This is a genomic window from Commensalibacter sp. A3DC (assembly GCF_047307945.1).
GTDB classification, from domain to species: Bacteria; Pseudomonadota; Alphaproteobacteria; order Acetobacterales; family Acetobacteraceae; genus Commensalibacter; species Commensalibacter melissae.
Genome location: NZ_JAXOQA010000011.1, coordinates 15,875 through 41,535 on the forward strand (window position 1 = coordinate 15,875; position 25,661 = coordinate 41,535).

The 25,661-nt window shown below is 38.6% G+C and carries 26 protein-coding genes and 3 tRNA genes; 18 read left to right on the plus strand and 11 right to left on the minus strand.

The features are described from left to right. The 6 genes from U0839_RS02370 to rfaD all read right to left on the minus strand — a co-directional run bounded on the left by U0839_RS02370 (window position 1) and on the right by rfaD (window position 5,684). Window positions 1-936 (minus strand): ribose-phosphate pyrophosphokinase, encoded by a 936-nt coding sequence (locus U0839_RS02370; RefSeq protein ID WP_110439573.1) that lies wholly within the window; start codon window positions 934-936, stop codon window positions 1-3. Window positions 937-991: 55 nt separating this feature from the next. After that, window positions 992-1,966 carry a hypothetical protein gene (locus U0839_RS02375; protein ID WP_155564919.1) on the minus strand — a complete coding sequence of 325 codons (975 nt, stop codon included), beginning with the start codon at window positions 1,964-1,966 and terminating at the stop codon, window positions 992-994. A gap of 14 nt (window positions 1,967-1,980) precedes the next feature. Then, entirely contained in the window at window positions 1,981-2,757 is a 777-nt protein-coding gene (gene pgeF / locus U0839_RS02380) for a peptidoglycan editing factor PgeF (protein ID WP_155564918.1), read from the minus strand. A gap of 63 nt (window positions 2,758-2,820) precedes the next feature. Further along, the gene (locus U0839_RS02385; RefSeq protein WP_155564917.1) at window positions 2,821-3,834 is read right to left on the minus strand and encodes a class I SAM-dependent methyltransferase; all 1,014 of its coding nucleotides are present in this window, start codon (window positions 3,832-3,834) and stop codon (window positions 2,821-2,823) included. Window positions 3,835-3,842: 8 nt separating this feature from the next. After that, on the minus strand, window positions 3,843-4,670 hold the full coding sequence (gene lgt / locus U0839_RS02390; RefSeq protein WP_155564916.1) for a prolipoprotein diacylglyceryl transferase: 828 nt from the start codon (window positions 4,668-4,670) through the stop codon (window positions 3,843-3,845). A 30-nt stretch (window positions 4,671-4,700) separates the two neighbouring features. Beyond that, window positions 4,701-5,684, minus strand: a complete 984-nt coding sequence (gene rfaD, locus U0839_RS02395) for an ADP-glyceromanno-heptose 6-epimerase (RefSeq protein WP_155564915.1) — start codon at window positions 5,682-5,684, stop codon at window positions 4,701-4,703. 118 nt (window positions 5,685-5,802) lie between these two features. On the opposite strand from rfaD, the gene U0839_RS02400 reads away from it, so the two are divergent. The 8 genes from U0839_RS02400 to U0839_RS02435 all read left to right on the plus strand — a co-directional run bounded on the left by U0839_RS02400 (window position 5,803) and on the right by U0839_RS02435 (window position 9,954). Then, window positions 5,803-6,072, plus strand: a complete 270-nt coding sequence (locus tag U0839_RS02400) for an accessory factor UbiK family protein (RefSeq protein WP_122122936.1) — start codon at window positions 5,803-5,805, stop codon at window positions 6,070-6,072. Between the two features lie 69 nt (window positions 6,073-6,141). Then, window positions 6,142-6,474, plus strand: coding sequence for a tRNA-binding protein (locus U0839_RS02405; RefSeq protein WP_155564914.1), 333 nt, complete (start codon window positions 6,142-6,144; stop codon window positions 6,472-6,474). Between the two features lie 81 nt (window positions 6,475-6,555). Beyond that, the gene (locus tag U0839_RS02410; protein ID WP_155564913.1) at window positions 6,556-7,452 is read left to right on the plus strand and encodes an arginase family protein; all 897 of its coding nucleotides are present in this window, start codon (window positions 6,556-6,558) and stop codon (window positions 7,450-7,452) included. Between the two features lie 166 nt (window positions 7,453-7,618). Then, window positions 7,619-8,416 (plus strand): pyrroline-5-carboxylate reductase, encoded by a 798-nt coding sequence (gene proC, locus U0839_RS02415; protein WP_155564912.1) that lies wholly within the window; start codon window positions 7,619-7,621, stop codon window positions 8,414-8,416. A gap of 23 nt (window positions 8,417-8,439) precedes the next feature. Then, window positions 8,440-9,084, plus strand: coding sequence for a TetR/AcrR family transcriptional regulator (locus U0839_RS02420; protein ID WP_155564911.1), 645 nt, complete (start codon window positions 8,440-8,442; stop codon window positions 9,082-9,084). 72 nt (window positions 9,085-9,156) lie between these two features. After that, window positions 9,157-9,231 (plus strand) — tRNA-Gln (locus tag U0839_RS02425). Window positions 9,232-9,275: 44 nt separating this feature from the next. Continuing rightward, the gene (locus U0839_RS02430) at window positions 9,276-9,737 is read left to right on the plus strand and encodes a YgjP-like metallopeptidase domain-containing protein (protein WP_196424821.1); all 462 of its coding nucleotides are present in this window, start codon (window positions 9,276-9,278) and stop codon (window positions 9,735-9,737) included. Window positions 9,738-9,771: 34 nt separating this feature from the next. After that, on the plus strand, window positions 9,772-9,954 hold the full coding sequence (locus U0839_RS02435; RefSeq protein WP_196424897.1) for a M48 family metallopeptidase: 183 nt from the start codon (window positions 9,772-9,774) through the stop codon (window positions 9,952-9,954). A gap of 72 nt (window positions 9,955-10,026) precedes the next feature. Here the strand turns inward: U0839_RS02435 and U0839_RS02440 are convergent, their stop codons facing one another. Next, entirely contained in the window at window positions 10,027-10,584 is a 558-nt protein-coding gene (locus U0839_RS02440) for a DUF4385 domain-containing protein (RefSeq protein ID WP_155564910.1), read from the minus strand. A 148-nt stretch (window positions 10,585-10,732) separates the two neighbouring features. Between U0839_RS02440 and U0839_RS02445 the strand changes: the two genes are divergently transcribed. Then, window positions 10,733-11,629, plus strand: coding sequence for a D-hexose-6-phosphate mutarotase (locus tag U0839_RS02445; protein ID WP_155564909.1), 897 nt, complete (start codon window positions 10,733-10,735; stop codon window positions 11,627-11,629). 281 nt (window positions 11,630-11,910) lie between these two features. Here U0839_RS02445 and U0839_RS02450 read toward each other — a convergent pair. Continuing rightward, window positions 11,911-11,986, minus strand: a tRNA-Asn gene (locus tag U0839_RS02450). A 94-nt stretch (window positions 11,987-12,080) separates the two neighbouring features. Here U0839_RS02450 and U0839_RS02455 point away from each other — a divergent pair. Further along, the gene (locus U0839_RS02455; protein WP_413550010.1) at window positions 12,081-13,124 is read left to right on the plus strand and encodes an ABC transporter substrate-binding protein; all 1,044 of its coding nucleotides are present in this window, start codon (window positions 12,081-12,083) and stop codon (window positions 13,122-13,124) included. A 40-nt stretch (window positions 13,125-13,164) separates the two neighbouring features. Here the strand turns inward: U0839_RS02455 and U0839_RS02460 are convergent, their stop codons facing one another. Together U0839_RS02460 and U0839_RS02465 are read right to left on the minus strand one after the other, a co-directional pair. Continuing rightward, window positions 13,165-14,157, minus strand: a complete 993-nt coding sequence (locus tag U0839_RS02460; protein ID WP_413550011.1) for a ferritin-like domain-containing protein — start codon at window positions 14,155-14,157, stop codon at window positions 13,165-13,167. 43 nt (window positions 14,158-14,200) lie between these two features. Beyond that, a complete protein-coding gene (locus U0839_RS02465; RefSeq protein ID WP_110439590.1) occupies window positions 14,201-14,845 on the minus strand; it encodes an ATP-dependent Clp protease proteolytic subunit in 645 nt (214 codons plus the stop codon). A 403-nt stretch (window positions 14,846-15,248) separates the two neighbouring features. Here U0839_RS02465 and U0839_RS02470 point away from each other — a divergent pair, with 403 nt between their 5' ends. The 7 genes from U0839_RS02470 (at window position 15,249) to U0839_RS02500 (ending at window position 22,797) form a co-directional block, all read left to right on the plus strand. Then, a complete protein-coding gene (locus tag U0839_RS02470; protein ID WP_413550012.1) occupies window positions 15,249-16,184 on the plus strand; it encodes a hypothetical protein in 936 nt (311 codons plus the stop codon). A gap of 48 nt (window positions 16,185-16,232) precedes the next feature. Beyond that, on the plus strand, window positions 16,233-17,417 hold the full coding sequence (locus U0839_RS02475) for an LL-diaminopimelate aminotransferase (RefSeq protein ID WP_198185541.1): 1,185 nt from the start codon (window positions 16,233-16,235) through the stop codon (window positions 17,415-17,417). 51 nt (window positions 17,418-17,468) lie between these two features. Beyond that, window positions 17,469-18,791, plus strand: coding sequence for a homoserine dehydrogenase (locus U0839_RS02480; protein ID WP_198196889.1), 1,323 nt, complete (start codon window positions 17,469-17,471; stop codon window positions 18,789-18,791). Window positions 18,792-18,818: 27 nt separating this feature from the next. Continuing rightward, the gene (glpX, locus tag U0839_RS02485; RefSeq protein WP_198196888.1) at window positions 18,819-19,814 is read left to right on the plus strand and encodes a class II fructose-bisphosphatase; all 996 of its coding nucleotides are present in this window, start codon (window positions 18,819-18,821) and stop codon (window positions 19,812-19,814) included. A gap of 15 nt (window positions 19,815-19,829) precedes the next feature. After that, a complete protein-coding gene (gene recJ, locus U0839_RS02490; RefSeq protein WP_155564902.1) occupies window positions 19,830-21,635 on the plus strand; it encodes a single-stranded-DNA-specific exonuclease RecJ in 1,806 nt (601 codons plus the stop codon). Between the two features lie 55 nt (window positions 21,636-21,690). Then, window positions 21,691-21,766: transfer RNA gene (locus U0839_RS02495), tRNA-Glu, on the plus strand. Window positions 21,767-21,906: 140 nt separating this feature from the next. Continuing rightward, window positions 21,907-22,797, plus strand: a complete 891-nt coding sequence (locus U0839_RS02500; RefSeq protein WP_155564901.1) for a glycosyltransferase — start codon at window positions 21,907-21,909, stop codon at window positions 22,795-22,797. 103 nt (window positions 22,798-22,900) lie between these two features. On the opposite strand, the gene ilvD is transcribed toward U0839_RS02500, so the two are convergent. Continuing rightward, on the minus strand, window positions 22,901-24,736 hold the full coding sequence (ilvD, locus tag U0839_RS02505; protein WP_155564900.1) for a dihydroxy-acid dehydratase: 1,836 nt from the start codon (window positions 24,734-24,736) through the stop codon (window positions 22,901-22,903). Window positions 24,737-25,007: 271 nt separating this feature from the next. Between ilvD and U0839_RS02510 the strand changes: the two genes are divergently transcribed. Beyond that, window positions 25,008-25,544: a D-glycero-alpha-D-manno-heptose-1,7-bisphosphate 7-phosphatase gene (locus U0839_RS02510; protein WP_155564899.1), complete on the plus strand. Its 537-nt coding sequence runs from the start codon at window positions 25,008-25,010 to the stop codon at window positions 25,542-25,544. Window positions 25,545-25,661 lie beyond the last annotated feature (117 nt).

Genomic DNA, 25,661 nt, shown 5'->3' on the forward strand with positions numbered 1-25,661 from the left:
TTAATCAAATAAAGAAGAAACGGAGCTTTCATCCGCTACGGCACGAATGGCCCGACCAATCAAATTATTCAAACTAATCTGACGAATTTTACGAACGGAACGCACTGCATCTGTCATTTTAATACTGTCGGTGATGACTAACTCTCCAATAACCGAATCTTCAACACGTTGTGCGGCACTGCCGGATAAAACCCCATGAGTCACATATGCGTCAATTCCAGTTGCCCCCGCATCCATCAAAGCTTGTGCCGCATTACAAAGTGAACCGCCACTATCGATAATGTCATCGACCAATAGACAGTGACGTCCCTTAACGCGACCAATAACATTCATAACCTCGGAAACACCGGCACGCTCACGTCTCTTATCAATAATTGCCAAATCAACATCAAGTCTTTTTGCCAATTGACGTGCTCTTACAACTCCGCCAACGTCAGGAGAAACAACCATTAAATTCGATTTACCAGCATGTTTGTGTTTAATATCACGTGTGAATAGAGGTGCCGCATATAAATTATCTACAGGAATATCAAAAAAACCCTGAATCTGTCCTGCATGCAAATCGAGTGTTAAAATACGATTCGCTCCTGCTTCAACCAAAAGATTGGCAACAAGCTTCGCGCTTATGGGCGTTCTTGGACCCGATTTGCGATCTTGCCGGGCATAGCCAAAATAGGGCATAACAGCTGTAATTCGTCGTGCAGACCCTCTACGCAAGGCATCCAACATAATCAATAATTCCATAAGATTATCATTGGTTGGATAACTCGTGCTTTGTACAGCAAAAATATCTTCACCCCTTACATTTTCGTAGATTTCCACAAAAACTTCCTTGTCCGAAAAACGTTGTACGGACGCATCACATAAAGGCATTTTCAACTCTGCCGCAATCGCCTCTGCCAATGGACGGTTACTATTCCCTGCAATAATTTTCATCAACGAACTCCAACACACAGAACCAGTTAAAACGATCTATACCATAAAAAACATATTATTTATGTTGCATCTGAATATTTTTCAATTCTGGTGCATTAGAAGAAGCGGACTCTTTTGCATTATTTGCAGGCAAAGGCTGATTATCACGACCAGAATAATTAGTGATGACCTGCCTAACCCCACCAGCAGCCTCTTCTCCAACCGCAGAGCCAATATCACCCCAATAGTGATCAAGACGATGCGCAGGAACATCATTGATTTGTGAAACTTTACCCGCCTCTTTTCCCTTGCTATCGGTCACCCGCCAAATAATTTCAACATGTTGTACCGGATTACCACGTGTCCCCTGCGCACCATCTGTTACACTGACATGACAATCCACAGTATAATCTGCCTGGTCAGGTTTATATTGAATAGCATTTGCCTTGTCCGCAAACGAAATAGCAAATTGCTGAGCAATAATTTTATTTCCGTCTCCAGGAGCCCCAAAAACACCCTTGAAATAAATTTTGGCTGCCCGATGTTTTAAACTATGTGGATCAGCCGCCATCTGCCGAGCTTGTAATCCTGTCAATACCTGATTGATTATTGGCGCAGATTGTTCTGAAACATCATGAAAAATGCTTTGCTGTCCACTTATCCAATCCTTTTTTGAAACGGGCATTCCTTTTCTCACCGCTTCGACTTTTCCATTAGGGGCAATAATTGTAAAAGAAGGAATAATCATATCTTCTTCTGATCTCACCTTGGTCAATAAAATCCAGTCCCCCTTTTGAGCAGGTCGTGCAACTGCGGGAACCGTCTGTCCCAACATTGCCTTTGCCATTTCCTCGGCAAATCCCTGGGCGTTTTTATCATTTAACATTGAATTAGAAGGTGGTGGAACAATTAACCTTGACGGAGGAGGTGTCGTCAATGATGTGGTTTTGTTTTTTTCAAATGGATGTGGAACCTGGATGCAACCTATTAAAGATAAAACACCTAAAAAACTGAATCCAATCTTAAAAGACTTTGAACTTTTAAATTGCATCTTTATGATTTCCCTTACGAATATTGACGGCAGGCAATTGTTGAAATTTGATGTCCTAACACCGCTTTCCGTTCCATGACACGTCTACGATTACTAAAAAAATGAGTGGTATCCATAAATGTATCCCTTCCTGTTATAGCCGCAATACCCACATGTTTACGTCTTAACCGGTCAACACAATAACGACCCAAATCAAACAAATAATATCCTTCACGAACGGGGGTAAAAAAAACTCTTCCATCTGGATCCTGTCTCAAAACCTCATTACGCATGTCTTCCCGCACTTCATAATGTGTCACGGCAATACAGGGTCCTACAACAGCAATGATATCCTGTCTATCCGCACCCAAAGCCTCCATTTGATCCACGACATTTTCTAAAATTCCACATGCTGCGCCCCGCCAGCCTGCATGGGCTGCCCCAACAATATCACCAGTTTTTGTACTAAATAATACAGGGGCACAGTCAGCTGTAACAACACTAATAGCAATATCAGGATCGGTCGTCACGGCTCCATCCCCCTCAACAGGTATACAATTCGATTTTGTAATCCATAAAACTTTATTGCTGTGAATCTGTAACCCTCCCCACAAATAATTCGGGGATACCTTCATATACTCAGCAACAATTTTACGGTTCTCCATAATTAAATGAGGGTTATCACCTGATTTCAAACCACAATTTAACGAAGTATATTCTCCTTGAGAAACCCCACCTATTCTTGTAAAAAAACCATGCCGAACAATATTCGACAATAAGGAATGCTGAATGGCCAATGGTTTACAGTTCATGAAATTTATAACCCTTTTAAATTAGCCTTGTTTTTGAAATATAAAAAAGTATAGTGTGTTTTCCTAAAAACCCGGTGGAGCACATAACTCAGCGTTACAAATTGCCATAACTTTAAACAAATCCCCCATTTCTGTAGGGTCAATCAAACGTTGTACAGAAGACCGAATTTCATTTCGTTGTTCTATCGGTACATGATCCAATAAGATTTTTTCCCTTATCAGTATGCCAAGCTGCTTTAAAAAAGCACCTTGTGTTTGTATCCCGTAAACAGTCACATTCTGTTTTTCTGCAATTTCTTTCAAGGAAGGAAAATCTATATGAGCGGTTAGATCAGCCTCTCCGGGCGGAACAAAAGGAGAGACTTTTTCTCGGTTTGCAATTGCCTGTAAACTGTCTCCCCAAACCTGGGAAGAATACCCATAATCAATAAATAAAGCCGCCCCCCCATAATGACAGATATGTGCTGAAACATATTGTACAATATCCTGTCCAGCTTCATTTACCTCTACAGTGTCACCAACCTTTATAGGGCGCTGGAATACAGGTGAAAAAGGCAATTGGAATATGGGTTTATGAAACACATTTCCTTGGGAAACATAATTCTCATCCCATTTTTTTCCGCCCCTGTAAATAAACTGACGAATAGGTAAAGCGTCAAGAAATTCATTCGCCACCATAATCAGGGGTAAAGTCGGGATATCATAAACAGAATCAAGCCATTGAATTTCAATTTCATAATTTTTCAATGTATTTTCTTGAATTTGACGTAAACGCGACGAGGTTTCAATCAGAAAAACCTTACAATATTGGCAGATATCAGGAGCCGAACGGAATAAAACTCTTAAAATATCCATCATGAGCGTCCCCCGGCCCGGCCCGGCCTCCACGATTGCCAATTTGTCTGGTTTGGGCATAGACCGAATAACCGTAATGATCCAAACCGCGATCAATTCACCAAAAATCTGTGAAATTTCAGGTGCAGTAATAAAATCAGAAAATGGATCCCTTTTTTCATAATAGGCGGCATTTGCCTTTTCCATAAATTGATCCAATCGCATTTCTGAACAATTCTTCATTTCTGCCTTTACTTTTCAGAAACTGTCAAATTTTGCAATTTCGGCAATTGATAAGACTGCCAAATGAAATATATCCCGGCAATCGCCATTGGGATACATAAAATTTGCCCCATCGTCAAACCAAAAGCAAAGTAACCCAAAAAAGCATCTGGCTCACGAAACAACTCACAAACACTTCGTGCCATGGCATACCCCAATAGAAACACACCGGAAAGAAATCCTGGCCGCTCTCGAATGGCTTTACATTGAATCAAACAAAGCATAATAAAAAATAGCAACACACCTTCTGAAAAACATTCATATAATTCAGATGGATGTCTTGCACCTTCAACACCGGGATAAATCATACGCCAGGGTAGCCAGTCCGGAGCTTCACGACCCACTAGCTCCCCATTAATAAAATTTGCCAATCTTCCAAATCCTAGTCCCATAGGCACTACGGTTGTGACACGATCAGAAAAACCAAGAAAACTTAAACGGTTATAACGGGTGAATATTATTAAGGCGAATATAACCCCCAAAGCACCACCATGAAAGGACATTCCTCCATGCCATACCTGGATGATCTGTAATGGATGCGTTAAATAATAAGCAGGCTGATAAAAGCAAACATATCCCAAACGTCCCCCCAAAATAACGCCCAACGTCGCCCAAGTTAAAAAATCATCAACTTGTGTAACAGTTGCAACCACGGGTTCCCTTTGAACCAATCGTCTTACCAAAAACCAACCGGCAAGCAATGCTGCTATATAGGCCATAGCGTACCAACGTATCGATAAGGGGCCGATATGCAACATAACAGGATCAAAATTAGGATAATACAAGGGAGATGACATAAAACCTGTCTTTCATTAAAAAATATGACCTTATAAATAAGGGTCTGGCCGTAAAAGATAACCCTGAATATATTTTGAAATACCTTCTTCCAATGAGGTAAATGCCCGTTGATATCCGGCAACTTTCAAACGTGTCATGTCAGCTTGGGTAAAATATTGATATTGTCCCTGCAAACTCTGGGGCATATCTATAAATTCAACCTCTCTTTTACAGCCAACCGCATCACAGACGGCATATGCCAAATCAAGATAGGTTCTAGCTTGTCCGGTACCACAATTATATATTCCATTTACATCGGGATTGTTTAAAAGCCATAAAATAATTTCAATAACATCCCCAACCCAAATAAAATCACGGGCCTGGGCACCGTCTGTCAAACCATCGCGATCAGACTTGAATAAACGGGGAACACCTCCCTTCTGAATATCATCAAATTTGACCTTTACAACTGAAATCATCTTGCCCTTGTGATATTCATTTGGTCCATATACATTAAAAAATTTTAATCCGGCCCATTGCGGGGGGACAGGTTGATGATTCCTAACCTGTTCCAATACAAATCGATCAAAAACCTGTTTGGACCACCCATACAAATTCAAGGGTTTTAAATCTGCAATATGGTTGGGTTCATCTGTAAATTCCTCCAGCTGATTGGCTCCCCCATAGGTTGCGGCAGATGAAGCATAAATGAATCTTACCTGATTCAAAGCGCACCAATGCCATAATTTTTTTGACAAATTGACATTGGTTTTCCAAACCAGATCCCCATCACGGGCCGTTGTTTCACTAATTGCACCCAAATGAATGACAGCCCTTATTACTTTGCAATGCTGCACCAGAAAATCATCAATATATTCAGGAAAAATTAAATCTGTTGGCACATGATTTGCAATATTGCGCCATTTTCCCTCATCCCCCAACCAGTCAATTACAACCGTCTTCTCTTTCAAATCATAGAGTCTGGCCTGTAAACAAGAACCGATAAACCCTGTTGCACCAGTGATAATAATCATATTGTTTTCATACACATAAATTATAAATTAAAAAAAACATGCTATATTATAACTTTGATAACGTATTAGATTAACTTATACTAATTTACTAATTTTGAAATAATAATAAGGAAAAATCATGCCTAATCCAAAAAAAATATTTGACGATGCCTCTCATGCTTCTGGCAGTGTATTTTCTGTTTTCAGTGGTATCAAGGAAGAGATTGCTGCCATTGTCAAGGGACGGGTTGATGAGGTTTTGTCAACCCTTCAACTGGTCAGACGTGATGAATTTGAAATTGTTACAGAAATTGCCAGCCGTACCCGTGCCGCTCAAGAAAAGTTAGAAGAACATGTCAAAAAACTTGAGGAAAAAATCGCAGAATTAGAAAAAAAAGCAAATATTTAATCGTAAATATTTTAACAGGGGGATATTTCAAACCCCTTTTATATTGATCAATCTAGGGAAATTTTATTGATGGATTTAATAGAATGGGAAGATTTTGAAAAAATTTTAATGGTAATTGGAACTATTATAAAAATAGAAAAATTTCCTGAAGCCCGTAAACCCGCCTATAAAATATGGGTTGATTTTGGACACTATGGCAAGCTTAAAACAAGCGCTCAACTGGTTAAACTCTACCAGCCCGAGGATTTAATTCATAAACAAATTATAGGAATTATTAATTTTCCTGAAAAACAAATTGGTCCTTTTCGTTCGCAATTCTTACTAACAGGTTTTGAAACAGAAGATGGAATCGTTATTACAACCGTGGAACGCCCCGTGCCTAACGGTACAAAAATAACTTGAATTCTAGCTATCTTGTTGATCCATAATTTCTTTTTGCTCAATAATTTAATTCCATTGAATTTTCAGACAAGAAAAATAATTATGATTTATAAAACTGAACATTGCAAAACCCTAAGACTTCTAATTCCAGAATGGCAAAGTGGAGATTATGACAATCAACCCTCCGGCGAGATCTACCCCCTAGGAGCTCGTCTGTTAGCTTTCTTAGCTCCCCAAAATAATACATCCCCGATTGTTGAAGTTCCCATTGAACCTTATCATCAACAACAAAGAACCAGGGAAAATGGTGTTGTTTGGCAAGATGTCATTATTCATCAATTAAAAGCAACGCAAAAAATTATAGATGAACACGAACCTGATCGGATTATTACATTCGGCGGTACTTGTATTGTTAGCCAGGCGCCTTTTGCCTATCTCAATAGACATTATAACGGAAAAATAGGGTTGTTATGGATTGATTCCCATCCCGATATTTCCACCCCCAAACATTTTGATCGAGAACATGCAATGGTTTTGGGAAATTTATTGGGAAAAGGTGATCCATATCTTGCAAATGAAGTCAGATTACCTTTTAAAGCCAACCAGGTTTTAATCATTGGCATTCATAATTATAACAATGCCTATGAAAAAAAAATTGTACATGATTTAGGATTGCAAACCATTGCCAGTCCTGATCTTACCCCAGATAATCAAGCCATTTTGGCATGGATTAGAAAAAACAATTTTGAGCATCTTGCAATACATGTGGACGTTGATGTCCTTAATCCCCGATCTTTTTATTCGCAATTTTCAAATAATCCCATCTCACCACAAACCTTTAATAACGTAAAAGGAGAAATGACCATCCCCCAATTGAGCAAAATCATCCAGGATGTTTCCCTCATAACGGATATAGCCGGAATAACTTTTGCAGAACACATGCCTTGGGACGCACTTAACTTAAAAAAAATGATGGGACAATTTTCTTTCATGAAATAAAATATTAAAGTTTATACTAATTATTTAATACTAATTTTTGTTAAATACATATGCTTTTTCTGACAATGTACAAATATTTTTATATTGGACATTTTTATGTTAGAATTCTTACAATCATATACAAAAAACAATCCTATTTTATTCACTATTGATCGAGGAATTCATTATGTCATCACTTCCCTCCCTTTTAATGATTGGCTGCGGGCATATGGGGAAAGCCATGTTAAAAGGCTGGATAAAAAAAGGCTTGAATCATTCTTTCATTGTTAATCGACATGATTTCGATCTAGTTACTCCACATCAATTGGCACATACTATTCAGGATGTTCCAAAAACGTTTCAACCAGAAGCTGTTGTACTTGCCGTCAAACCGGATCAAGCTGCCGAACTTATCCCCCATTTAAAACCATGGTGTAAAAATATACCTGTTATTTCCGTTCTTGGCGGGAAAACGCTTGCCTGGTTACAACAACAATTCGGAGATCATCAGTCTATTATCAGAGTTATGCCTAATACCCCTTCAGAATTAGGATTAGGTATGACCAGCATGATTGCCAACTCCCAAACGCAATCGGATCAAAAACAAATTGCAGAACGATTGTTTAATGCCATTGGTAAAACCGCATGGCTTGATACAGAACAGGAAATTGACATCGCCACAGCAATTGCTGGATGTGGGCCCGCCTATATATTCCTATTAGCGGAATTGTTGCAAAAGATAGGACAAGAGAAAGGATTGTCAGAAGACCTGGCACGTCTTTTAGCCAGACAAACCGTAATTGGCTCTGCCGCATTATTGAATCATTCCCCGGAAGAGGCGGAAACACTAAGAAAAAATGTTGCGACCCCTAACGGGATAACAGAACAAGCTGTTAATGTTCTAATTCAACCCGATGCATGGCCCCATATTCTTTCTAAGGCCCTGCAGGCAGCTGCAGATCGTTCCAGAGCTTTATCTTCATAAAATAAAAGCAATATAGGAGATTGATGATGTCTGATGAAGAAATACGCCACCGTATTTTAAAAAATTCCATGGATCTGGCGGCAGAACAAGGATGGAACGCCATGTCATTAAGTGACGCGGCACGACGCTGTAATGTTTCGCTTGATATGGCACGAAAATTATTCCCTTGCAAATCCTCCCTTTTACTTTATCTGAACCGTCTCGCCGATCAGGCTGCATTGAAACAATCCTACCAGCATCAACCCGTTCCTGAATATTTATTCGATCTTTTTATGGAACGGTTTGATACGTTCCAACAATATCGACAAGGTTTGATTTCTGCAATTCATTCCTTACCCCTTAACCCTCCATTAGCATTTCTTCTACAGATAGCCATTCAAAACAGTATGAAATGGCTAGCTGAAGCAGCGGAAATCAACACAAGCGGCCTACGTGGAATTACTTGTATAAAGGGGCTGACAGCCATTTGGGCGCTAAATATGCGTATCTGGTTAAAAGATGAAAGCTCAGATTTATCCCAAACCATGGCTTCATTAGATAAAAGCTTTAAAAAAGCTGGGAAATTTGCTCGTTATTGTGTTCAAAGAACTGTAACAGATCAAAATGGAAAAAAGAAGAATCAAGTGGATAATTCCTATTATTCAGATAAAGATGGAAACCAACAATAAATTTTAAAAATTTTTTTATTTTTCCTCTTTACGAAACCTAATAACTCCTTTAAAAGATGCTTTAACAAACCTTGGGGTGTAGCCAAGCGGTAAGGCAGCGGATTTTGATTCCGCCATGCGGAGGTTCGAATCCTCCCACCCCAGCCATCTTGTATTATGATATAATTGTCCCCTTCAAAATCTGTTTTATTTTGGATTATCCTGTCAAACATTTTGATTTTTCTTGTAAAAATCAAAAATTCAACTGTCAGCTTCATCTAACTCATAATCATAATAGGAACAGAATTACCCTTGAAATCACTACAGATAAAATTATCAAAATAAAGGCTCATCCATCTGTTTCCCATCAGCGTGTTCTTGAAATTCTGGATTATCATAAGAACTGGATTTACACCAATCCTATATTTCAAGAATCCCATTACCAGTATATCAATCATGAAAAACATCTTTATTTAGGACACCTTTATCCTTTAAAAATTCTTAAAATAACCAATCAGGCACAAACTATCCAGTTAATTGATCATCATATTGCAATAACAGTTCGAGAGAATTTTCCGTCAAGAATCTATAGCATGCTTCAAAACTGGTATAAATTTGAGGCTTTAAAGGTTTTTTCTGAACGTCTTTCCCTTTTAAAATCAAGAATTTGTTGAATTGATTGGCAAAATAAACCACCTTTGTTACGAATTGAAAAATCAATGGGGTAGTTATAATCAAAAAAATAATGTGATCATTACCTTAACTCAACATCTAATCAAGGCAAATCCCGCCGCCATTGATTATGTTATCCTCCATGAGCTGTGCCATGCAGCTGAATTTAACCACAGTAAAAAAATTTACCAAATAGTTACCATGATTATGCCAAATTGAAAAATATTGGTATACCTACTTAAAACAAAATGGTTATATTCTTGGAAAAGAGCAAAAAACCTTTATAATACCTTAATTATTGACCGCTGTTTTTGAAACTTTTTTTACAAAATTCTCTTTCAAACTTTTATATTTTGAATGTTCTCTTGCCTGTTTCCATTTCTGTTTAAAAACTGATGCCGCTTTTGCCTTAATCGGATCCTCAAAACCTTTGGGTAACTCCTGACGACCATAAGATCCACTCAAACCCTTTTTATCTTTGGGAACAAATCCATTATATTTTTTGCCACCTTTATGATTAGCATAACGTCGGGCACGCGTATAACCCATCTGCAGAAATTTACGCGCCATATCAGCCCCAACAAAATCTTCTTGTTTCAAATACTGCAAAAATAATTGATATATCTTTTCACTGCTTTCCCTTGCCTTTTCAACAGTCGCAAATTGCCAATAAGGCAATATTTCTGACTTGTATGGCTCGACCAGCAATACTCCTTGCTCTCCCTTGCCAATGCGATAATATTCAGGATGTTTGCGAAAATCTATTTTTCCAAAATTCAAGGAGTAATCAAAACTGGACGAAACGACACGATTTTTACAACATGGAATCAAATCACTTCTTTTGTTCATTTATTCCACCCAAATTCTGCATCATTAAAAAACAACCATTATATGTTTTGGCTTATAGATTTATTAGGACTATAAACCTAAATTGTCTTATTTGTTTTTTATAGCAAGTAGGTCATTTTAATCATCAATATTATTTCAATGGAAGAAAATGAAAATTGAAAAAATTCAATATGGTCCCTATGAAGCCTTACGTTTACATTTTTTAGACAGATTTCTTGATTATATTCCTAAAAGAGCTCAGATAATACGTTATGGATCTCTTAAAAAGCCGGATATTTTATGGGGAAATTCAAAGGCTACCTATCAGGATGGCAAAGCCATAAGAAGTGGCATCCCGTTATGCTGGCCCTGGTTCGGTCATCTTAAAGCCAATCCTTCAATAGTCCAAAATATGCATAGCCTAACTCATCCCGCATTATCGCATGGTTTTGCACGTTGCATTGAATGGAAAAATCATCAGCTCGATGCATCAAAATCAGGGATCATTATCATTAATAGTCTACAAACCTCACCAACATTAACTCCGGAATGGCCACATGAAACGGAATTGAAATTCATTATATGTTTTAATGAGATTTTAAGCATACAACTTCATATTGAAAACAAGAGTAACCAGGATATGGCCATAACTCAGGCTTTACATAACTATTTCCATGTCAGTGATATCCGTAATATCCATATCCATGGATTGGAAAATCTAACCTATACAGAACAAAATGCATTGGGTCAGCAAAAATCAGGCATACAAAAATTCTTTCACCATTTAACTGGTCCCGTTGATCGAATTTACAGTGATGTTCCCTTTGAAATAACTATTATTGATCCTATATGGAAAAGAAACATTATCATCCGAGCTCCTTTCTCACATTCTGCCGTGTTATGGACACCTTGGAAAGAACAAGCCAAAACCTTAGATCAATTTCCTGCATCATTATGGAATCAAGTGATGTGCCTTGAGGTTGGAACACTATTGGATCAAATGCAAATTATTAAACCCAAGACAAAAGACATGATAGAAATGTCTATACATGTTACAGAGCACTAATAACTTTCAATGATTCAATAAGTGGGTATATATTTTAAATTTATGATCTTCATTTAATATCCATTAATGAATAATACAAATTCATGCCCACTGCATTCAATAACCCATGATACTATTTAATAATAGTATCATTATTAATTATCGTCTAACTTTTAAACAGGTTTGACAATTGACTCTGCTCTAAATTATCAACATTAAAAACAATAGCCAATTTTACAGGAATAATATTTATTAGGTGATATAATTTATCAACTTATTTTTTGCACATCTTTTAAATTAGATGGCTCCCGAAGTAGGACTCGAACCTACGACCGAGCGATTAACAGTCGCTTGCTCTACCAACTGAGCTATTCGGGATCATTTGGTAGACTTTGTATACCTAATTTAAAATTAATGGTAAAGTATTTTTTTATATAAAATCCAATTTTTTTCATTTTCTAGAATTTGCTCTATGACCCCTTTTTCAAATAAAACAAAAAAATCTTTTAATCGCCGTAATTTACTGGTTGGACTAGGGGCAATAGGCTCTTTAACAGGAATGGGATTATATCATTCCATCAACAAACATGATCCCGAGATAATGCCTCAGGATATCTCACCACAAATGATTCGTATTGCATACCTAAAGAATGAAGAAAACCAGCTTCTCACCATTGCCCAGACAAAAGGTTTTCTGAAACATTACAAAATAAGCCTTGATCCCATTGCCAATATTAAAAATAAAACCCAGATTTTCGATCTACTCAAGACCAATCAGTGTGATGCGGCTATTTTATCCATTCTGGACTGGCTGCCACAACTTCTTAAATCCCACTCTGAAGGTGGAAAATTAATGATTGGTTTAAATGGTGGGGATTTTCGGTTATTGGTTACACATAAACAAAAAATCCAAAGATTGATGGATTTGGCAAATCTATCCATTGGAATTCAACCTCATTCCGAAAAAGAAAAACTATTCTTTTCTATTCTTCTAAGACGTAAAGGCATAAATCCGGATTTGAATGTTAAATGGGTTGAACTGGAAAAAGATGAATTACTTCCCGCTCTTTTATCAGGTCAAATACAGGCATTAATTGGCTCTGACCCTTTTATCTGGCGAATTCTTCATCATAACAATAAAAAATTGTTCCAACTTGCCGGGAGCCAGACAGGTAGCTGGAGTCAAAGAATCAATTATGTTTTGGGAATCTCAAATCATTTTCAACAATCCAATCCACTTGCACTCAAATATCTTGCCACAGCAATTCGAAATGCCTCCGTATGGCAATCACAGCATATTCAGGAAGCCAGTCAAATCCTAACTGATGAATGGCAGAAAATGAGGCCTGAAGAAATATTAAAAATGTTTTTAAATGAAAACAGAAATATGGCCATAATAAATGATAACTTGTGGGAGCAGGTTGCCCAATATATCGATGAATTCAAACTTTTGGGTCAAGTCCCCAACAGCCTGAAATCGGGTCGTATCGCCAAGCAGTTTTGTGTAACACTTTAATGCCTCCTTAAAATAATGAGGCATTAACCCAGACCAACGTTCAGCCAACCAATTGTTTATTAAGCAGCTTTTTAGGAAGAAGCCAAAGAGCCATTTTTGTCAAAAAGGGTGCTGTTTCTGGACGTAATAAACGACGGTCATAACCAGAAAAACGACGATCATCTTCTGAAAGACATAAACGAAGAAAATCAGCAAGGGTCGTTTTTTCATTACCCAGCTCAGCAACTCCGTTAATCGTGAAATTATTATCTTGGAAATGCTCCTCTCCCTCTGCATCCATCGTTTTAATCAAACCGATCCGTTCGTAAACCAAAAATGCATGAACAGCGATAACTTTTAGTTCAAACAAGATACGTTTTATCCAGGGCAAATTCGCACGATGCCAAGCCAACCAGTTTGCAAATAGAAGGATATGGCGACATTCTTCCTGCATAACAGGCTCAAAGGTTTCAATCAGTTCTTTCGTGAAAAATCCAGACTTTTCTGCGATTGCAAACAAACCGAAGGCATAAAAACTATCCCAACATTCACTAAATCCTGTTACCAAATAGGCCCATTCCGGATCTTTTGGGACCGAATAAGGGGACTCTGATGCAAGGGGGATACCATAAAACCTGACCAAATCAGAAAGAACTTCCTTATGACGATTTTCCTCCCACGCATTCCGTGCAATGGCATCAGCCCATTCTGGATCCACAATTTCTTTGACATAGGCAGCCATCCTCAAACGGGCCTTGCCCTCTGTCTGCACAGCGATATCCCAAATAGGCAACGATTTTAAACGATCAATTTCCTGATCGGTAAGCTTTGGCCAGTCCATAAAAGTTGGTCTGTAAGGATTAAAAGTCTCACGGAACATCTGACATACCATTTGCCTATGCTCTTTACTACCGATTTTAATCGAGCCTGGAATATTACTCATCCAATGGCGCACTCGATAATTCATCTCCTCGAGCTCTTTATCTGATTTTGGCTGAGGCAAGGTATGTAAATCTTCAGGTAATTGCGTATAAATTGCTTTCAAGTCAGACATTTCCAAATCGACTCCTTACTTTTAAAATCATTAATTTTTTAAATCATTTCAGTTCTGATAATTTATGAATGATACGGTTAACAAGCCCATATTTGATGGCTTCCTGGGCAGACATCCAATAATTTCTATCGGTATCTTTGGCAATTTTATCATAAGAATGTCCAGTCTCTTTTGCAAAAATTGCATTCAAACGTTCACGCATTTTTATAATTTCCCTGGCCTCGATATCAATGTCCGTCGCCGGTCCTCTGACCCCACCCATTGGCTGATGCAATAAGAAACGTGTATTGGCTAAACAGAAACGTCGTTCTTTACGTCCTGCGGCATAAATCAGGGCCCCTGCCGATGCGACCCATCCTGTACCAATCATGTTAATCGGTGCATGGCTGTCCACAAAACGGATCATATCATGAATTGTATCACCACTTTCCACATGACCGCCAGGCGAATTGACATAAATATTGATCGGCTTAGACGACTCATAAGCCAGGGCCAACAAACGCCCGCTTATTTCCCTTGCAAGCTTGTCATTCACTTCACCAAAAATTAGAATTGTACGTTCTTTGAAAAGTTTATTTTCCAATTCATTATTTGCACCAGCCTCAGGAAAATTTTTATCCTCCTTTTTCTCTTCATCATCTGGATCACTATCACTGAAATGTTTTTGTCCACCATCTGAAAGCTGCATAAGCTTCACCAATATTTTCCTTCAAATTATCTTTTCAAAAAAACAATTTTTATTTTATTTACTCTATTTTTTATACACCCTACATTGATAAATGAAAATTTTTTTTATTCACTGATCAGTTTTTTATATATGCCTGTAAAATTATCATTTTTACACAACAAAACTTATTATGATCTGCAATTTATCTTATAAATCAGGGGGAAAAGATTATTTATCTATATTATGGAAACAAAATAGCGTATTAAGAAAAAACCTATAAACACTATAAAATTCATCAAATATGTTTTTATTTTATAAATTAAGGGTATAGAAGGGTATAGATAGAGTGTCTTCCATCCAGCAGCCAATTTTACGATATTTCTTATTTTTTAATCTCTTCTGTCTGGGGGGATGCTCCCAATCTGTGTTTATTAAAGCCCCCGTAAACGCATATCATGATATAGAAGGCGGCATTGTATCTCAACCCAGGCTGCCTGTTCCGGGAAATGATCAGAAATATCCCTATGTAGGGTTGACACCAACAGCCTCCCCTCCTCTGCCCTCCCAAGATTTACGCAATGCAATCACAGATTCTCTCTCACAGGATAGAAATGAGACACAGTGGCAAAATGTAAAAAACCCAATTATTATTCCTGATATTCCTCCATTACCTGCACAGCAGAATAACCCACCTGCAAAATCGTCCGTTCAAACCAAACCTGTCAATAATCAACCTGGTCAGAACACCAACATGCAACCTGCGGAAAATCTCGCATCCTCTGCGAATTTTAATGCGGCAGGAGAGCCACCTCAACCAAACCAGAACTCGAATATTCACAACACGATCAATCAAAAAGAAAAATCGGTTAAACCAGTCGAGACTGTCGAATCCCATAAAACCGAACCCGTGGTTATGCCAGAACTTAGGGCAAAAATTGATGAACAAAATGTTGTAATTCCCTCTATTCCCGTCAATCCTCCCCCTCCATCCCACTTCCCTGATTTTGATGTCCCACCGGACATCAACCTTCCCCCTCCATCCCATCCTTCAGGTTTATCCTTTAAGGAACCAACAGGAACGCTTATACGTTTTCCGATTGATTCCGACACGCCTTATGCCAAACAAGAAGATATAATAAATAATATTGCCTGGCAAAGAAAAGGCAGAACCGTTTTTGTTCACGGATATGGTGACACAACCTCTCTTGATCCCGATGCACAAACTGCGGCGGTTTCACTTGCCTTGCTACGTGCAAAAACAGTTGCAAAATTATTAATCGCCCATAATGTACCAGAATCCGCTATTGTAATCCGGGCCTATGCATTTGGACACGGTGTTCGGATTCGTATGGACAATTAGTATTTTCTTTTTTAATTTTAATTTATTCTATTCAAACGAGCCTATGTCATGACAGAAGAATTCCATCGTATTCGTCGCCTGCCACCTTATGTATTTGCTGAAGTAAATGCCGCTAAAAAGGCCGCACGAGCACGTGGAGAAGATATTATAGATCTGGGTATGGGAAATCCAGATAGCCGTCCCCCTGAACATGTTATCCAAAAATTAATTGAAACAACCTCTGCTCCCCGTGTCCACGGTTATTCCGTCAGTCGTGGAATTGCCGGTCTACGCAAAGCCCTTGCAAATTATTATCAAAGACGTTTTAATATCACCCTTGACCCTGAACATGAAACAATCGTGACTTTGGGATCAAAGGAAGGATTGGCAAACCTGGCTTCTGCAATCACCAGTCCTGGCGATACTATTCTTGTTCCCAATCCTTCCTATCCCATTCATCAATTTGGATTTATTATCGCTGGTGCTGCAATTCGCTCAATTCCTGCAAAACCAGATGAACATATGCTGGAGGCACTGCATCGTGCTGTTAAACATTCCATTCCGAAACCCACCGCCCTTATCGTCAATTTTCCTTCAAATCCCACCGCCTATTTGGCAGATCTGGATTTTTATCGTGAGCTCGTTCAGTTTGCAAAAAAAGAATCAATCTGGATTCTCTCTGATTTGGCTTATGCTGAAATTTATTTTGGTGAGAAAATTCCACCCTCCATTTTGGAAATACCAGGAGCAAAAGATATCGCTGTCGAATTTACTTCCATGTCTAAAACCTACTCAATGGCTGGCTGGCGTATCGGTTTTGCCGCCGGTAACAGAAAACTTATTGCTGCACTAACCCGAATCAAATCGTATTTAGATTATGGGGCCTTCACACCAGTTCAAGTTGCCGCAACAGCAGCCCTGAACAATCCCCAGGATTATGTAGAAAAAATTCGGACCCTATATAAAGAAAGAAGGGATACCATAATCAAAGGGTTGCATTCAGCTGGATGGAATGTTCCTTCCCCTGAAGCCTCCATGTTTGCATGGGCCCCCATTCCTGAACAGTTTAAATCAATGGGAAGTGTTGAATTTTCCAAACTTCTTCTCAAGGAAGCCCAGGTTGCTGTCGCCCCTGGTCTTGGTTTTGGTGAATATGGTGACGATCATGTTCGAATTGGTCTGGTGGAAAATACCCAAAGATTGAGACAAGCCTGCCGTTCAATAAAACATTTCATGCAGGCTTATTCTAAATAGCCCAACTATCTTTATTTAAGAAAAAATATATATCTTGCTCGGAGAAATTTTATGGATAATCCTTCGGTTAATAAACCCTTAAACCTTGGAATCGCTGGTCTTGGAACCGTAGGAATTGGCGTGTTACGATTATTGCAAAATAATCAAAAAACTATAACGAACCGTGCTGGACGCCCGATCCGCATCCATGCCGTGAATGCCAAAAACCGCCATAAAAATCGAAATATTGATTTAACAACTTTTAAATGGTACGAAGATCCGTTAGATCTTGCAACTGATCCTGATATAGATGTTGTTGTTGAATTGATCGGCGGTGCAAATGGAGCGGCTTATGAACTTGTCTGTGAAGCAATAAAAAATAAAAAGGCTGTTGTTACAGCAAATAAGGCCCTGATTGCTCTGCACGGTAACGAACTTGCCAAAATGGCTGCCAGTCAAAATGTTCCATTACTTTTTGAAGCTGCCGTTGCAGGTGGAATTCCAATTATTAAAACCATCAAAGAAGCCTTGGCGGCAGATCGCCTGATTGAAATTGGCGGAATCTTAAACGGAACCTGTAACTACATGTTGACCACCATGACAAGAACTGGACGAGGTTTTGAAGACATCCTAAAGGAAACTCAGCAACTTGGATATGCCGAAGCTGATCCATCCACCGATATTGATGGACTTGATGCCGCCCATAAACTTGCCATTCTGGCAAGCCTTGGTTTTGGGTATACTTTCAATTTCAAAGATATTTTTGTTGAAGGAATTCGAAACATCTCTCCACATGATATCCATTATGCCCAAGAATTGGGTTACACGATTAAATTGGTGGGTATGGCACAATATCATTCAGAAAACAAACTGGAATTACGTGTTCATCCCGCACTTTTGCCTCAGTCCTCTCCCTTGGCCCGTGTTAATGGCGTAATTAATGCCATCAGAACAAAAGGCGAATTTTCAGGTTATCTGATGCTTGAAGGTGCCGGAGCTGGCGAAGGCCCAACCGCCACGGCTGTTTGCGCTGATATCATCGATATCGCCAGAGGCAATACAATACCCATGTGGGGAACGGACTGGAATGAACTCCGTCCCGCAACACTTGTCCCCAACTCGGATTTTAACAAAGCCTATTATATACGTCTTATTGTTGAGGATAAACCAGGTGTTGTGGCTGATATTGCAACCATTTTCAAAGAAAACAATGTTTCCCTACGAAGCCTGTTGCAACATAAAAATCATATGACTACTGATTCTGAAAATACGGTTCCTATCGTACTTGTGACTCATAAAAACAAGGAAAGTTCTTTATTAAAGTCATTAAAAGCAATTTATGACCTTCCTGCAATTCTGGAAAAACCCATCATGATCCGCATTGAAGAGCCATAATCATTACATACAAGGAAATTTTAAATCATGAATAAACCTCCTTTTCAATCTGGTTATACCGTCTCTGATCGGAACTTGGCGCTTGAACTCGTACGCGTGACGGAAGCTGCAGCACTTAAGTCCTTTCACTGGATTGGACTTGGCAAGAAAAACGAAGCTGATGCAGCAGCCGTTCAAGGCATGCGGCAAGCTTTTGATACTGTTGCCATTTCAGGCACCGTCGTAATCGGTGAAGGTGAAATGGATGAGGCTCCCATGCTTTATATTGGTGAAAAAGTTGGGGCTGGCGGACCCGAAATGGATATTGCTGTCGATCCATTGGAAGGAACAAATCTCGTTGCCAAGAATCTGCCCAATGCGATCACTGTCGTTGCATTGGCGGAAAAGGGGAACTTTCTTCATGCCCCTGATATCTACATGGACAAAATTGCCATTGGTCCGGGCTACCCCGAAGGTGTCATTGACATAGATAATAATGTTAAAACTAATTTAATGAACCTTGCAAAAGCGAAAAAAGTTGATGTTTCTGATTTAACTCTCAGCATTTTGGAAAGAGAGCGTCATGAGGAAATTATTGCCAAAGCCCGTGAAGCCGGCGCTCATGTCAAACTAGTTTCTGATGGCGATGTTGCCAGCATTATCTCAACCTGTCTCCCAAAAAGTAATGTTGATATTGTCATAGGATCAGGTGGTGCCCCAGAAGGCGTTCTTGCTGCTGCGGCATTACGTTGTTTTGATGGGCAAATGCAGGGCAGACTGCTTTTTGAAAATAAAGAGCAGATTGATCGTGCCAGAAAGATGAATCCCCTTGATCCGCAACGCAAACTTTCCCTTCATGACATGGCCAATGGAAATGTCTTATTTTCGGCAACAGGGGTTACAAATGGTGATATCCTTAAAGGTGTGCGCTGGAAAGGAAATCATGTATGGACAAATTCAATAGTTACGAGATCAGTATCAAAAACCATCCGTTTCATTAACGCTTGCCACGACCCGCGTAACAAACCTCAAACAACTATTTAAATTCCTCAAATCTCCATGTCGGAAACCTCTTCTCTAGTCCTTAATGTCAGTCAAAGTCTTTCAGGACGCCAATGGGTATGGCGTCATTCTTCTCTGGATCAGCATTTTCTGGATCGTCAGGCACAAGCGATTGCTCAGAAAGCTTCCCTTTTCGAGGTTGTTGGTCGCATGATGGCATTAAGAGGGGTTTCCGCGGAAAATTTGCCTTTTTTTTTATCCCCAACCCTTAAAGCATTACTCCCCAATCCCTCTTGTTTAAAAGATATGGACAAAGCGGCAGCACGTATTGCCGATGCCATAATTAACCATGAGAAAATTGCCATATTTGGCGATTACGATGTAGATGGTGGCTGTGCCACAGCCCTGTTTAGCGACTTTTTTTCCATGCTGGGAAATCAAGCCATTTCATACATTCCAGATCGCTTCAAGGAAGGTTATGGTCCAAATGTGCAAGCGCTGGAACAGCTTATTCAACAAGGGGCAACCCTTATCATCTGTGTCGATTGTGGAACCGCAGCTCATTCCGTTTTTGATCAGATTAATCAGGAAAAAACAGACTTTATCGTTTTTGACCACCATAAATCAGAGAACGTTCCCAATATTTATGCAACCGTCAATCCTAATCGTTTAGACTGCACATCCAGACTAGGCAATCTTTGTGCCGGTGGAGTAAGCTTTATTGCATCCATTGCAATTACCCGAAATCTGCGGGAAAAAAATTATTTTCAAACCAACCCTGAACCTAATCTTTTTAAATTAATGGATCTCGTCGCTTTATCGACAATTTGTGACGTTATGCCTTTGACAGGCTTAAATAGAGCCTTTGTCACGCAAGGCTTGAAAATCCTAGCAAAACGTGAACGTATAGGGTTGGCTGCCTTATTGGATGTTGCTGGAATTACGCAAGTACCCAACGCCTTTAGTTGCGGATTCGCATTAGGTCCGAGAATTAATGCTGGTGGACGTATTTCCGAAGCAAGTCTTGGATTACAGCTTTTAACGAACTCTAACCCCTTTGATGCAAGACTGATTGCCGAGCGTCTGGATACCATCAATAAACAACGGCAGAATATTGAAAAAGATGTATTGGATCAGGCCACCGAACAAGCAATGGAACAATATAGACAAGGTAATGCCGTCATTATGCTTAGCAATCCAAAATGGCATTCCGGTATCGTTGGCATTGTTGCCGGTCGCATCAAGGAACAAATCAACCGTCCAATTTTAATCGGGACAGAACTACAGGATGGCACCGTCAAAGGCTCTGGCCGGTCTGTTCCTGGCCTAGATTTGGGAGCCGCTATTATCGCAGCAAAACAGGCTGATTTATTGATCCAGGGAGGAGGTCATACAATGGCAGCCGGTTATTGCTATCATAAAGACAAAAGCCAGAAATTACACGATTTTCTTAATCATTATTTAAACCAGGCCACTCATTATCCGGCTGTCGCAGATTTAGAAATTGAAACCGTCATCACTCCAGCAGGAGCCTCAGTTGAACTGGCCAAACAGATTGAAAATCTGGCTCCCTTTGGAAATGGAAATGAAGAACCCCTCATTGTCCTGTCTTATGTACACATTATCCGTACGGACAGGATAGGCAAAGATGGGAATACCTTACGGTTAATCATTCAGGGAGAAGAAAGACAATCCTTAAAAGCCCTTCTCTTCCGTGCAGATCAGAATCCGATAACTGTATTCTTAGAAGATTCTCAAAACCGGCGACCTGTTCATTTGGCAGGATGGTTACGTAACAATCAATGGAATGGACAGGAAAATACAACTTTTTTTATAAAAGATGCAAGTTTTATAAAAAATTAATATTTTTTACTTGACCAAGAGATCACACCCATGTATTAAAACCTTCATTGCCTCTGTCCCGTTCGTCTAGAGGCCTAGGACATCGCCCTTTCACGGCGGCAACACGGGTTCGACTCCCGTACGGGACGCCAATAATTTATTGCATAAATTATTTGCATCGAATATTATTCATATCTAGTCTGAAGTTAAATAACCATTTGTTATTTTAACTTATTCTATTGTTTTATGCTATATAAAGAAATATGTATTCTTTTAAATGGCTCTCCCATAAATGAAATGTGCTGCTCTCATTGTAACTTACAATCGGCTGAATAAATTACAATTATGTTTACGCGCAACTTTTGCCCTTAAATTTGATACAATAATAGTCATTGACAATGCATCCACAGATGGTACAGAACAATGGCTATCCTCTCTAAAAGAATCCCGCCTACAAATCTTGCGCATGAAAAATAATATTGGGGGTGCGGGTGGATTTAAATACGGTGCCCAATATATTGCGTCTTTAGACATAGACTGGATTTTTTTCTTTGATGATGATGCCTATCCAGCTGAGAATTTGCTTGATAATTTTATCCAGTTCAAAAAAGACAATTATCAAATTTTTTGCTGCAGGGTATTAACCCCTGATTATAAAATATGTTCCATGAACATACCCTTTAAAAAAATACCTTCAACTTTACTGGCCACAATACATTATAAAATAAACCCAAAACAGTTTTTACCGCAGTCTGATGCAATCTGTGAGGTACAAACCTTTTCGTTTGTAGGAACCATTATTCATAAAAACATTTTAAAAAAATACGCCCATATAATAATAGATGATCTGTTTATTTATTTTGACGATTTGGCTTTTTCATATTACTTGTCACAAAAAAATAATAAAATTCTGTATGTTCCAGATTTTATTTTTGTACATGATGTTATTTTACATTCCCAAATTTTTTCAAATAAGAAATTATATTATCTTGTACGTAACCTGATCATTACCCATAAAATTTACAGGAACAAACCTTTTTTTACTTTGCCTTCAACTTTATGCAGAATTATGACATGTTTCCTTTTATGCATGATTCAAAAAAATAGAGTCCAATCCTTAAGATATTTGTTTAATGGAATAAAAGATGGATTTAGTTATAAAGTTAAAAATATTCTTATTTAAATAAAATCCTATATTGCATTTTCAAAACACATTTTTTTACGAAATAATACGCTTTCAATAAAATAATGAAACAATTATCCCACTAAAAGCGTAGTTGTTTTAATCAATCAAATAATTTTCTATTTCTAACCGCCCCCTTGTCCGCACTGGTTGCCATCATCGCATAGGATTTCAAGGCCATACTAACTTTACGTGCTCTTGCCCTGACAGGTTTCCAGCCCTTTTGATCCTGTTCATTTCGGCGTTGTTTCAGGATCTCATCCGATACCTGCAAATGAATGAAGCGATTAGGAATATCAATCTTAATTGTATCCCCGTCTTTAACTAGGCCAATTGTTCCTTTGTCGGCAGCCTCTGGAGATACATGACCAATTGATAAACCGGATGTTCCACCTGAAAAGCGTCCATCTGTCAATAACGCACAAAGTTTCCCAAGATTTTTTGATTTCAAATAACTGGTTGGATAAAGCATTTCCTGCATTCCGGGACCTCCCTTAGGTCCTTCATAACGAATAACAACAATGTCCCCAGGTTCAATTTGGTCTGATAAAATGCTTTCAACTGCGCTATCCTGGCTTTCAAAAACACGTGCCTTGCCTTCAAATACCAAAATTGATTGATCAACACCGGCTGTTTTTACAACACACCCATCTTCGGCTAAATTACCATACAAAACAGCCAGCCCACCATCTTTGGAATATGCATGTTCAATATCACGGATACAGCCGCCAACACGATCCTGATCCAACGTTTTCCAACGCTGATTTTGACTGAAGGCCTGTTGAGAAGGAATACCACCGGGAGCGGCTTTAAAAAAATCCAAAACAGATTTTTCATGTGTTGAAATAATATCCCAATGAAGAATAGCATCCTTTAAACTATCTGAATGGACTGTGATTGTATTTAGATGCAATAAATTTGCTTTAGCCAGTTCACCCAGAATTCCGTAAACACCTCCGGCCCGATGCACATCCTCAATATGATAGAGCTGAGTATTCGGGGCCACTTTACATAATTGTGGTATTTTACGAGATAAACGGTCTATATCCTGTAATGTAAAAGGAACTTCCCCTTCTTGTGCTATAGCCAAAAGATGTAAAATCGTATTCGTTGACCCCCCCATAGCAATATCCAAGGCCATCGCATTTTCAAAGGCCTCTTTCGTTGCAATGGAACGTGGCAATATTTTATCATTACCATCCCTATAATAAGAATTACAAAGTTCAACAATTCTTTTGCCCGCCCTTCTGAATAAAAACTGGCGATCTTTATGCGTAGCCAACAAAGTGCCATTACCAGGAAAGGAAAAACCCAAAACTTCGGTTAGACAATTCATGGAATTGGCCGTAAACATACCAGAACAGGAACCACAGGTTGGACAGGCGTTTCGTTCATATTCCGTTACCTGACTATCTTGAACATTATCATCACCGGCGGCAATCATCGCATCAATCAGATCCAGTTTATGATTAGCCAGATGACTTTTACCCGCTTCCATTGGACCACCGGACACAAAAACAGCAGGGATGTTCAAACGCATTGCAGCCATTAGCATCCCAGGAGTTATCTTATCACAATTCGAAATACAAACCATTGCATCTGCACAATGCGCATTCACCATATATTCAACTGAATCAGCAATAATCTCTCGACTTGGTAAGGAATATAGCATTCCATCATGCCCCATCGCAATTCCGTCATCAATCGCAATTGTGTTAAATTCTTTTGCCACGCCACCGGCATTTTCAATTTCTTTTGCAACCATCTGGCCCAAATCCTTTAAATGAACATGGCCGGGAACAAATTGGGTAAAAGAATTAACCACAGCAATAATTGGTTTATGAAAATCATCATCTTTCATTCCAGTTGCACGCCATAAAGCACGTGCACCAGCCATATTACGACCATGAGTAGAAATGTATGAACGATATTGAGGCATCCGTTAACCCTTGCATGAAAAAATTAAAATAAATTGTGATTAAAATTAATTCCTATTGAATTAGTTCACTATTCTGTAAAAGCAATTTTATACATGATTTTTTTAATAAATTATTATTATATCTTACAATCAACCGCTTTCTTTATTTGAAATCATCATAAATCTTTAAACATGATAAGAAAACTTTTAAATTGATTTCTGTTTCATAACCGGTCAAAACGAATTGATTATTTTATTTAACAATCGTCAATGAAATAGAAAATATTCTCGAATGTCCCGTTTTTTATCAAAAATTATAAAACCCGCAATCTTTTTTGACCGGGATGGTGTTATCAATATCGATACGAACTATCCTTATCGTCTGGAAGATTTAATTTTGGTTGAAGGGGTTGAAGAGGCTATTTGTCAAGCCAAGAAACTCGGTTTCCTTACCGTCGTAGTAACCAACCAATCTGGGGTTGCACGCGGCTTTTTCACAGAACGGGACGTCCAGAACTTTCATCACTATATTCAAGAAAAACTAAAAAAATATAATACCGCTATTGATGCCTTTTATTATTGTCCCTACCATCCAGAAGCCAAGATTAAAAAGTATCGACAGGATCACCCTGATCGTAAACCGCATGCAGGAATGATTGAACATGCAATTCATGATTTATTCATTGATCGTCAGCATTCTTTTTTGATTGGTGATAAATTGACTGATTTACAGGCTGCAGAAAATGCAAATATTGCAGGATATCTTTTTAAAGAGAAAAATCTTGCATCTTTTTTGAATAAAATAATTAAAAAACAATTAAAATATTAATTTAAGTTCGTTATAAATTCTTTTTTACAATTAAAAATCAATTTTCTATATATATTAACATTATTACAAATCAATTAATACCTCTTAAAATCTTTTCAATTACAATCAAACTTATTC

What these genes read in the sequence shown, in the direction of transcription:
- U0839_RS02370 (WP_110439573.1), bottom strand. Translation starts at nt 936, where the DNA reads ATGAAAATTATTGCAGGGAATAGTAACCGTCCATTGGCAGAGGCGATT.
- U0839_RS02375 (WP_155564919.1), bottom strand. Translation starts at nt 1,966, where the DNA reads ATGCAATTTAAAAGTTCAAAGTCTTTTAAGATTGGATTCAGTTTTTTA.
- pgeF (WP_155564918.1), bottom strand. Translation starts at nt 2,757, where the DNA reads ATGAACTGTAAACCATTGGCCATTCAGCATTCCTTATTGTCGAATATT.
- U0839_RS02385 (WP_155564917.1), bottom strand. Translation starts at nt 3,834, where the DNA reads ATGAAGAATTGTTCAGAAATGCGATTGGATCAATTTATGGAAAAGGCA.
- lgt (WP_155564916.1), bottom strand. Translation starts at nt 4,670, where the DNA reads ATGTCATCTCCCTTGTATTATCCTAATTTTGATCCTGTTATGTTGCAT.
- rfaD (WP_155564915.1), bottom strand. Translation starts at nt 5,684, where the DNA reads ATGATTATTATCACTGGTGCAACAGGGTTTATCGGTTCTTGTTTACAG.
- U0839_RS02400 (WP_122122936.1), top strand. Translation starts at nt 5,803, where the DNA reads ATGCCTAATCCAAAAAAAATATTTGACGATGCCTCTCATGCTTCTGGC.
- U0839_RS02405 (WP_155564914.1), top strand. Translation starts at nt 6,142, where the DNA reads ATGGATTTAATAGAATGGGAAGATTTTGAAAAAATTTTAATGGTAATT.
- U0839_RS02410 (WP_155564913.1), top strand. Translation starts at nt 6,556, where the DNA reads ATGATTTATAAAACTGAACATTGCAAAACCCTAAGACTTCTAATTCCA.
- proC (WP_155564912.1), top strand. Translation starts at nt 7,619, where the DNA reads ATGTCATCACTTCCCTCCCTTTTAATGATTGGCTGCGGGCATATGGGG.
- U0839_RS02420 (WP_155564911.1), top strand. Translation starts at nt 8,440, where the DNA reads ATGATGTCTGATGAAGAAATACGCCACCGTATTTTAAAAAATTCCATG.
- U0839_RS02440 (WP_155564910.1), bottom strand. Translation starts at nt 10,584, where the DNA reads ATGAACAAAAGAAGTGATTTGATTCCATGTTGTAAAAATCGTGTCGTT.
- U0839_RS02445 (WP_155564909.1), top strand. Translation starts at nt 10,733, where the DNA reads ATGAAAATTGAAAAAATTCAATATGGTCCCTATGAAGCCTTACGTTTA.
- U0839_RS02455 (WP_413550010.1), top strand. Translation starts at nt 12,081, where the DNA reads ATGACCCCTTTTTCAAATAAAACAAAAAAATCTTTTAATCGCCGTAAT.
- U0839_RS02460 (WP_413550011.1), bottom strand. Translation starts at nt 14,157, where the DNA reads ATGTCTGACTTGAAAGCAATTTATACGCAATTACCTGAAGATTTACAT.
- U0839_RS02465 (WP_110439590.1), bottom strand. Translation starts at nt 14,845, where the DNA reads ATGCAGCTTTCAGATGGTGGACAAAAACATTTCAGTGATAGTGATCCA.
- U0839_RS02475 (WP_198185541.1), top strand. Translation starts at nt 16,233, where the DNA reads ATGACAGAAGAATTCCATCGTATTCGTCGCCTGCCACCTTATGTATTT.
- U0839_RS02480 (WP_198196889.1), top strand. Translation starts at nt 17,469, where the DNA reads ATGGATAATCCTTCGGTTAATAAACCCTTAAACCTTGGAATCGCTGGT.
- glpX (WP_198196888.1), top strand. Translation starts at nt 18,819, where the DNA reads ATGAATAAACCTCCTTTTCAATCTGGTTATACCGTCTCTGATCGGAAC.
- recJ (WP_155564902.1), top strand. Translation starts at nt 19,830, where the DNA reads ATGTCGGAAACCTCTTCTCTAGTCCTTAATGTCAGTCAAAGTCTTTCA.
- U0839_RS02500 (WP_155564901.1), top strand. Translation starts at nt 21,907, where the DNA reads ATGAAATGTGCTGCTCTCATTGTAACTTACAATCGGCTGAATAAATTA.
- ilvD (WP_155564900.1), bottom strand. Translation starts at nt 24,736, where the DNA reads ATGCCTCAATATCGTTCATACATTTCTACTCATGGTCGTAATATGGCT.
- U0839_RS02510 (WP_155564899.1), top strand. Translation starts at nt 25,008, where the DNA reads ATGTCCCGTTTTTTATCAAAAATTATAAAACCCGCAATCTTTTTTGAC.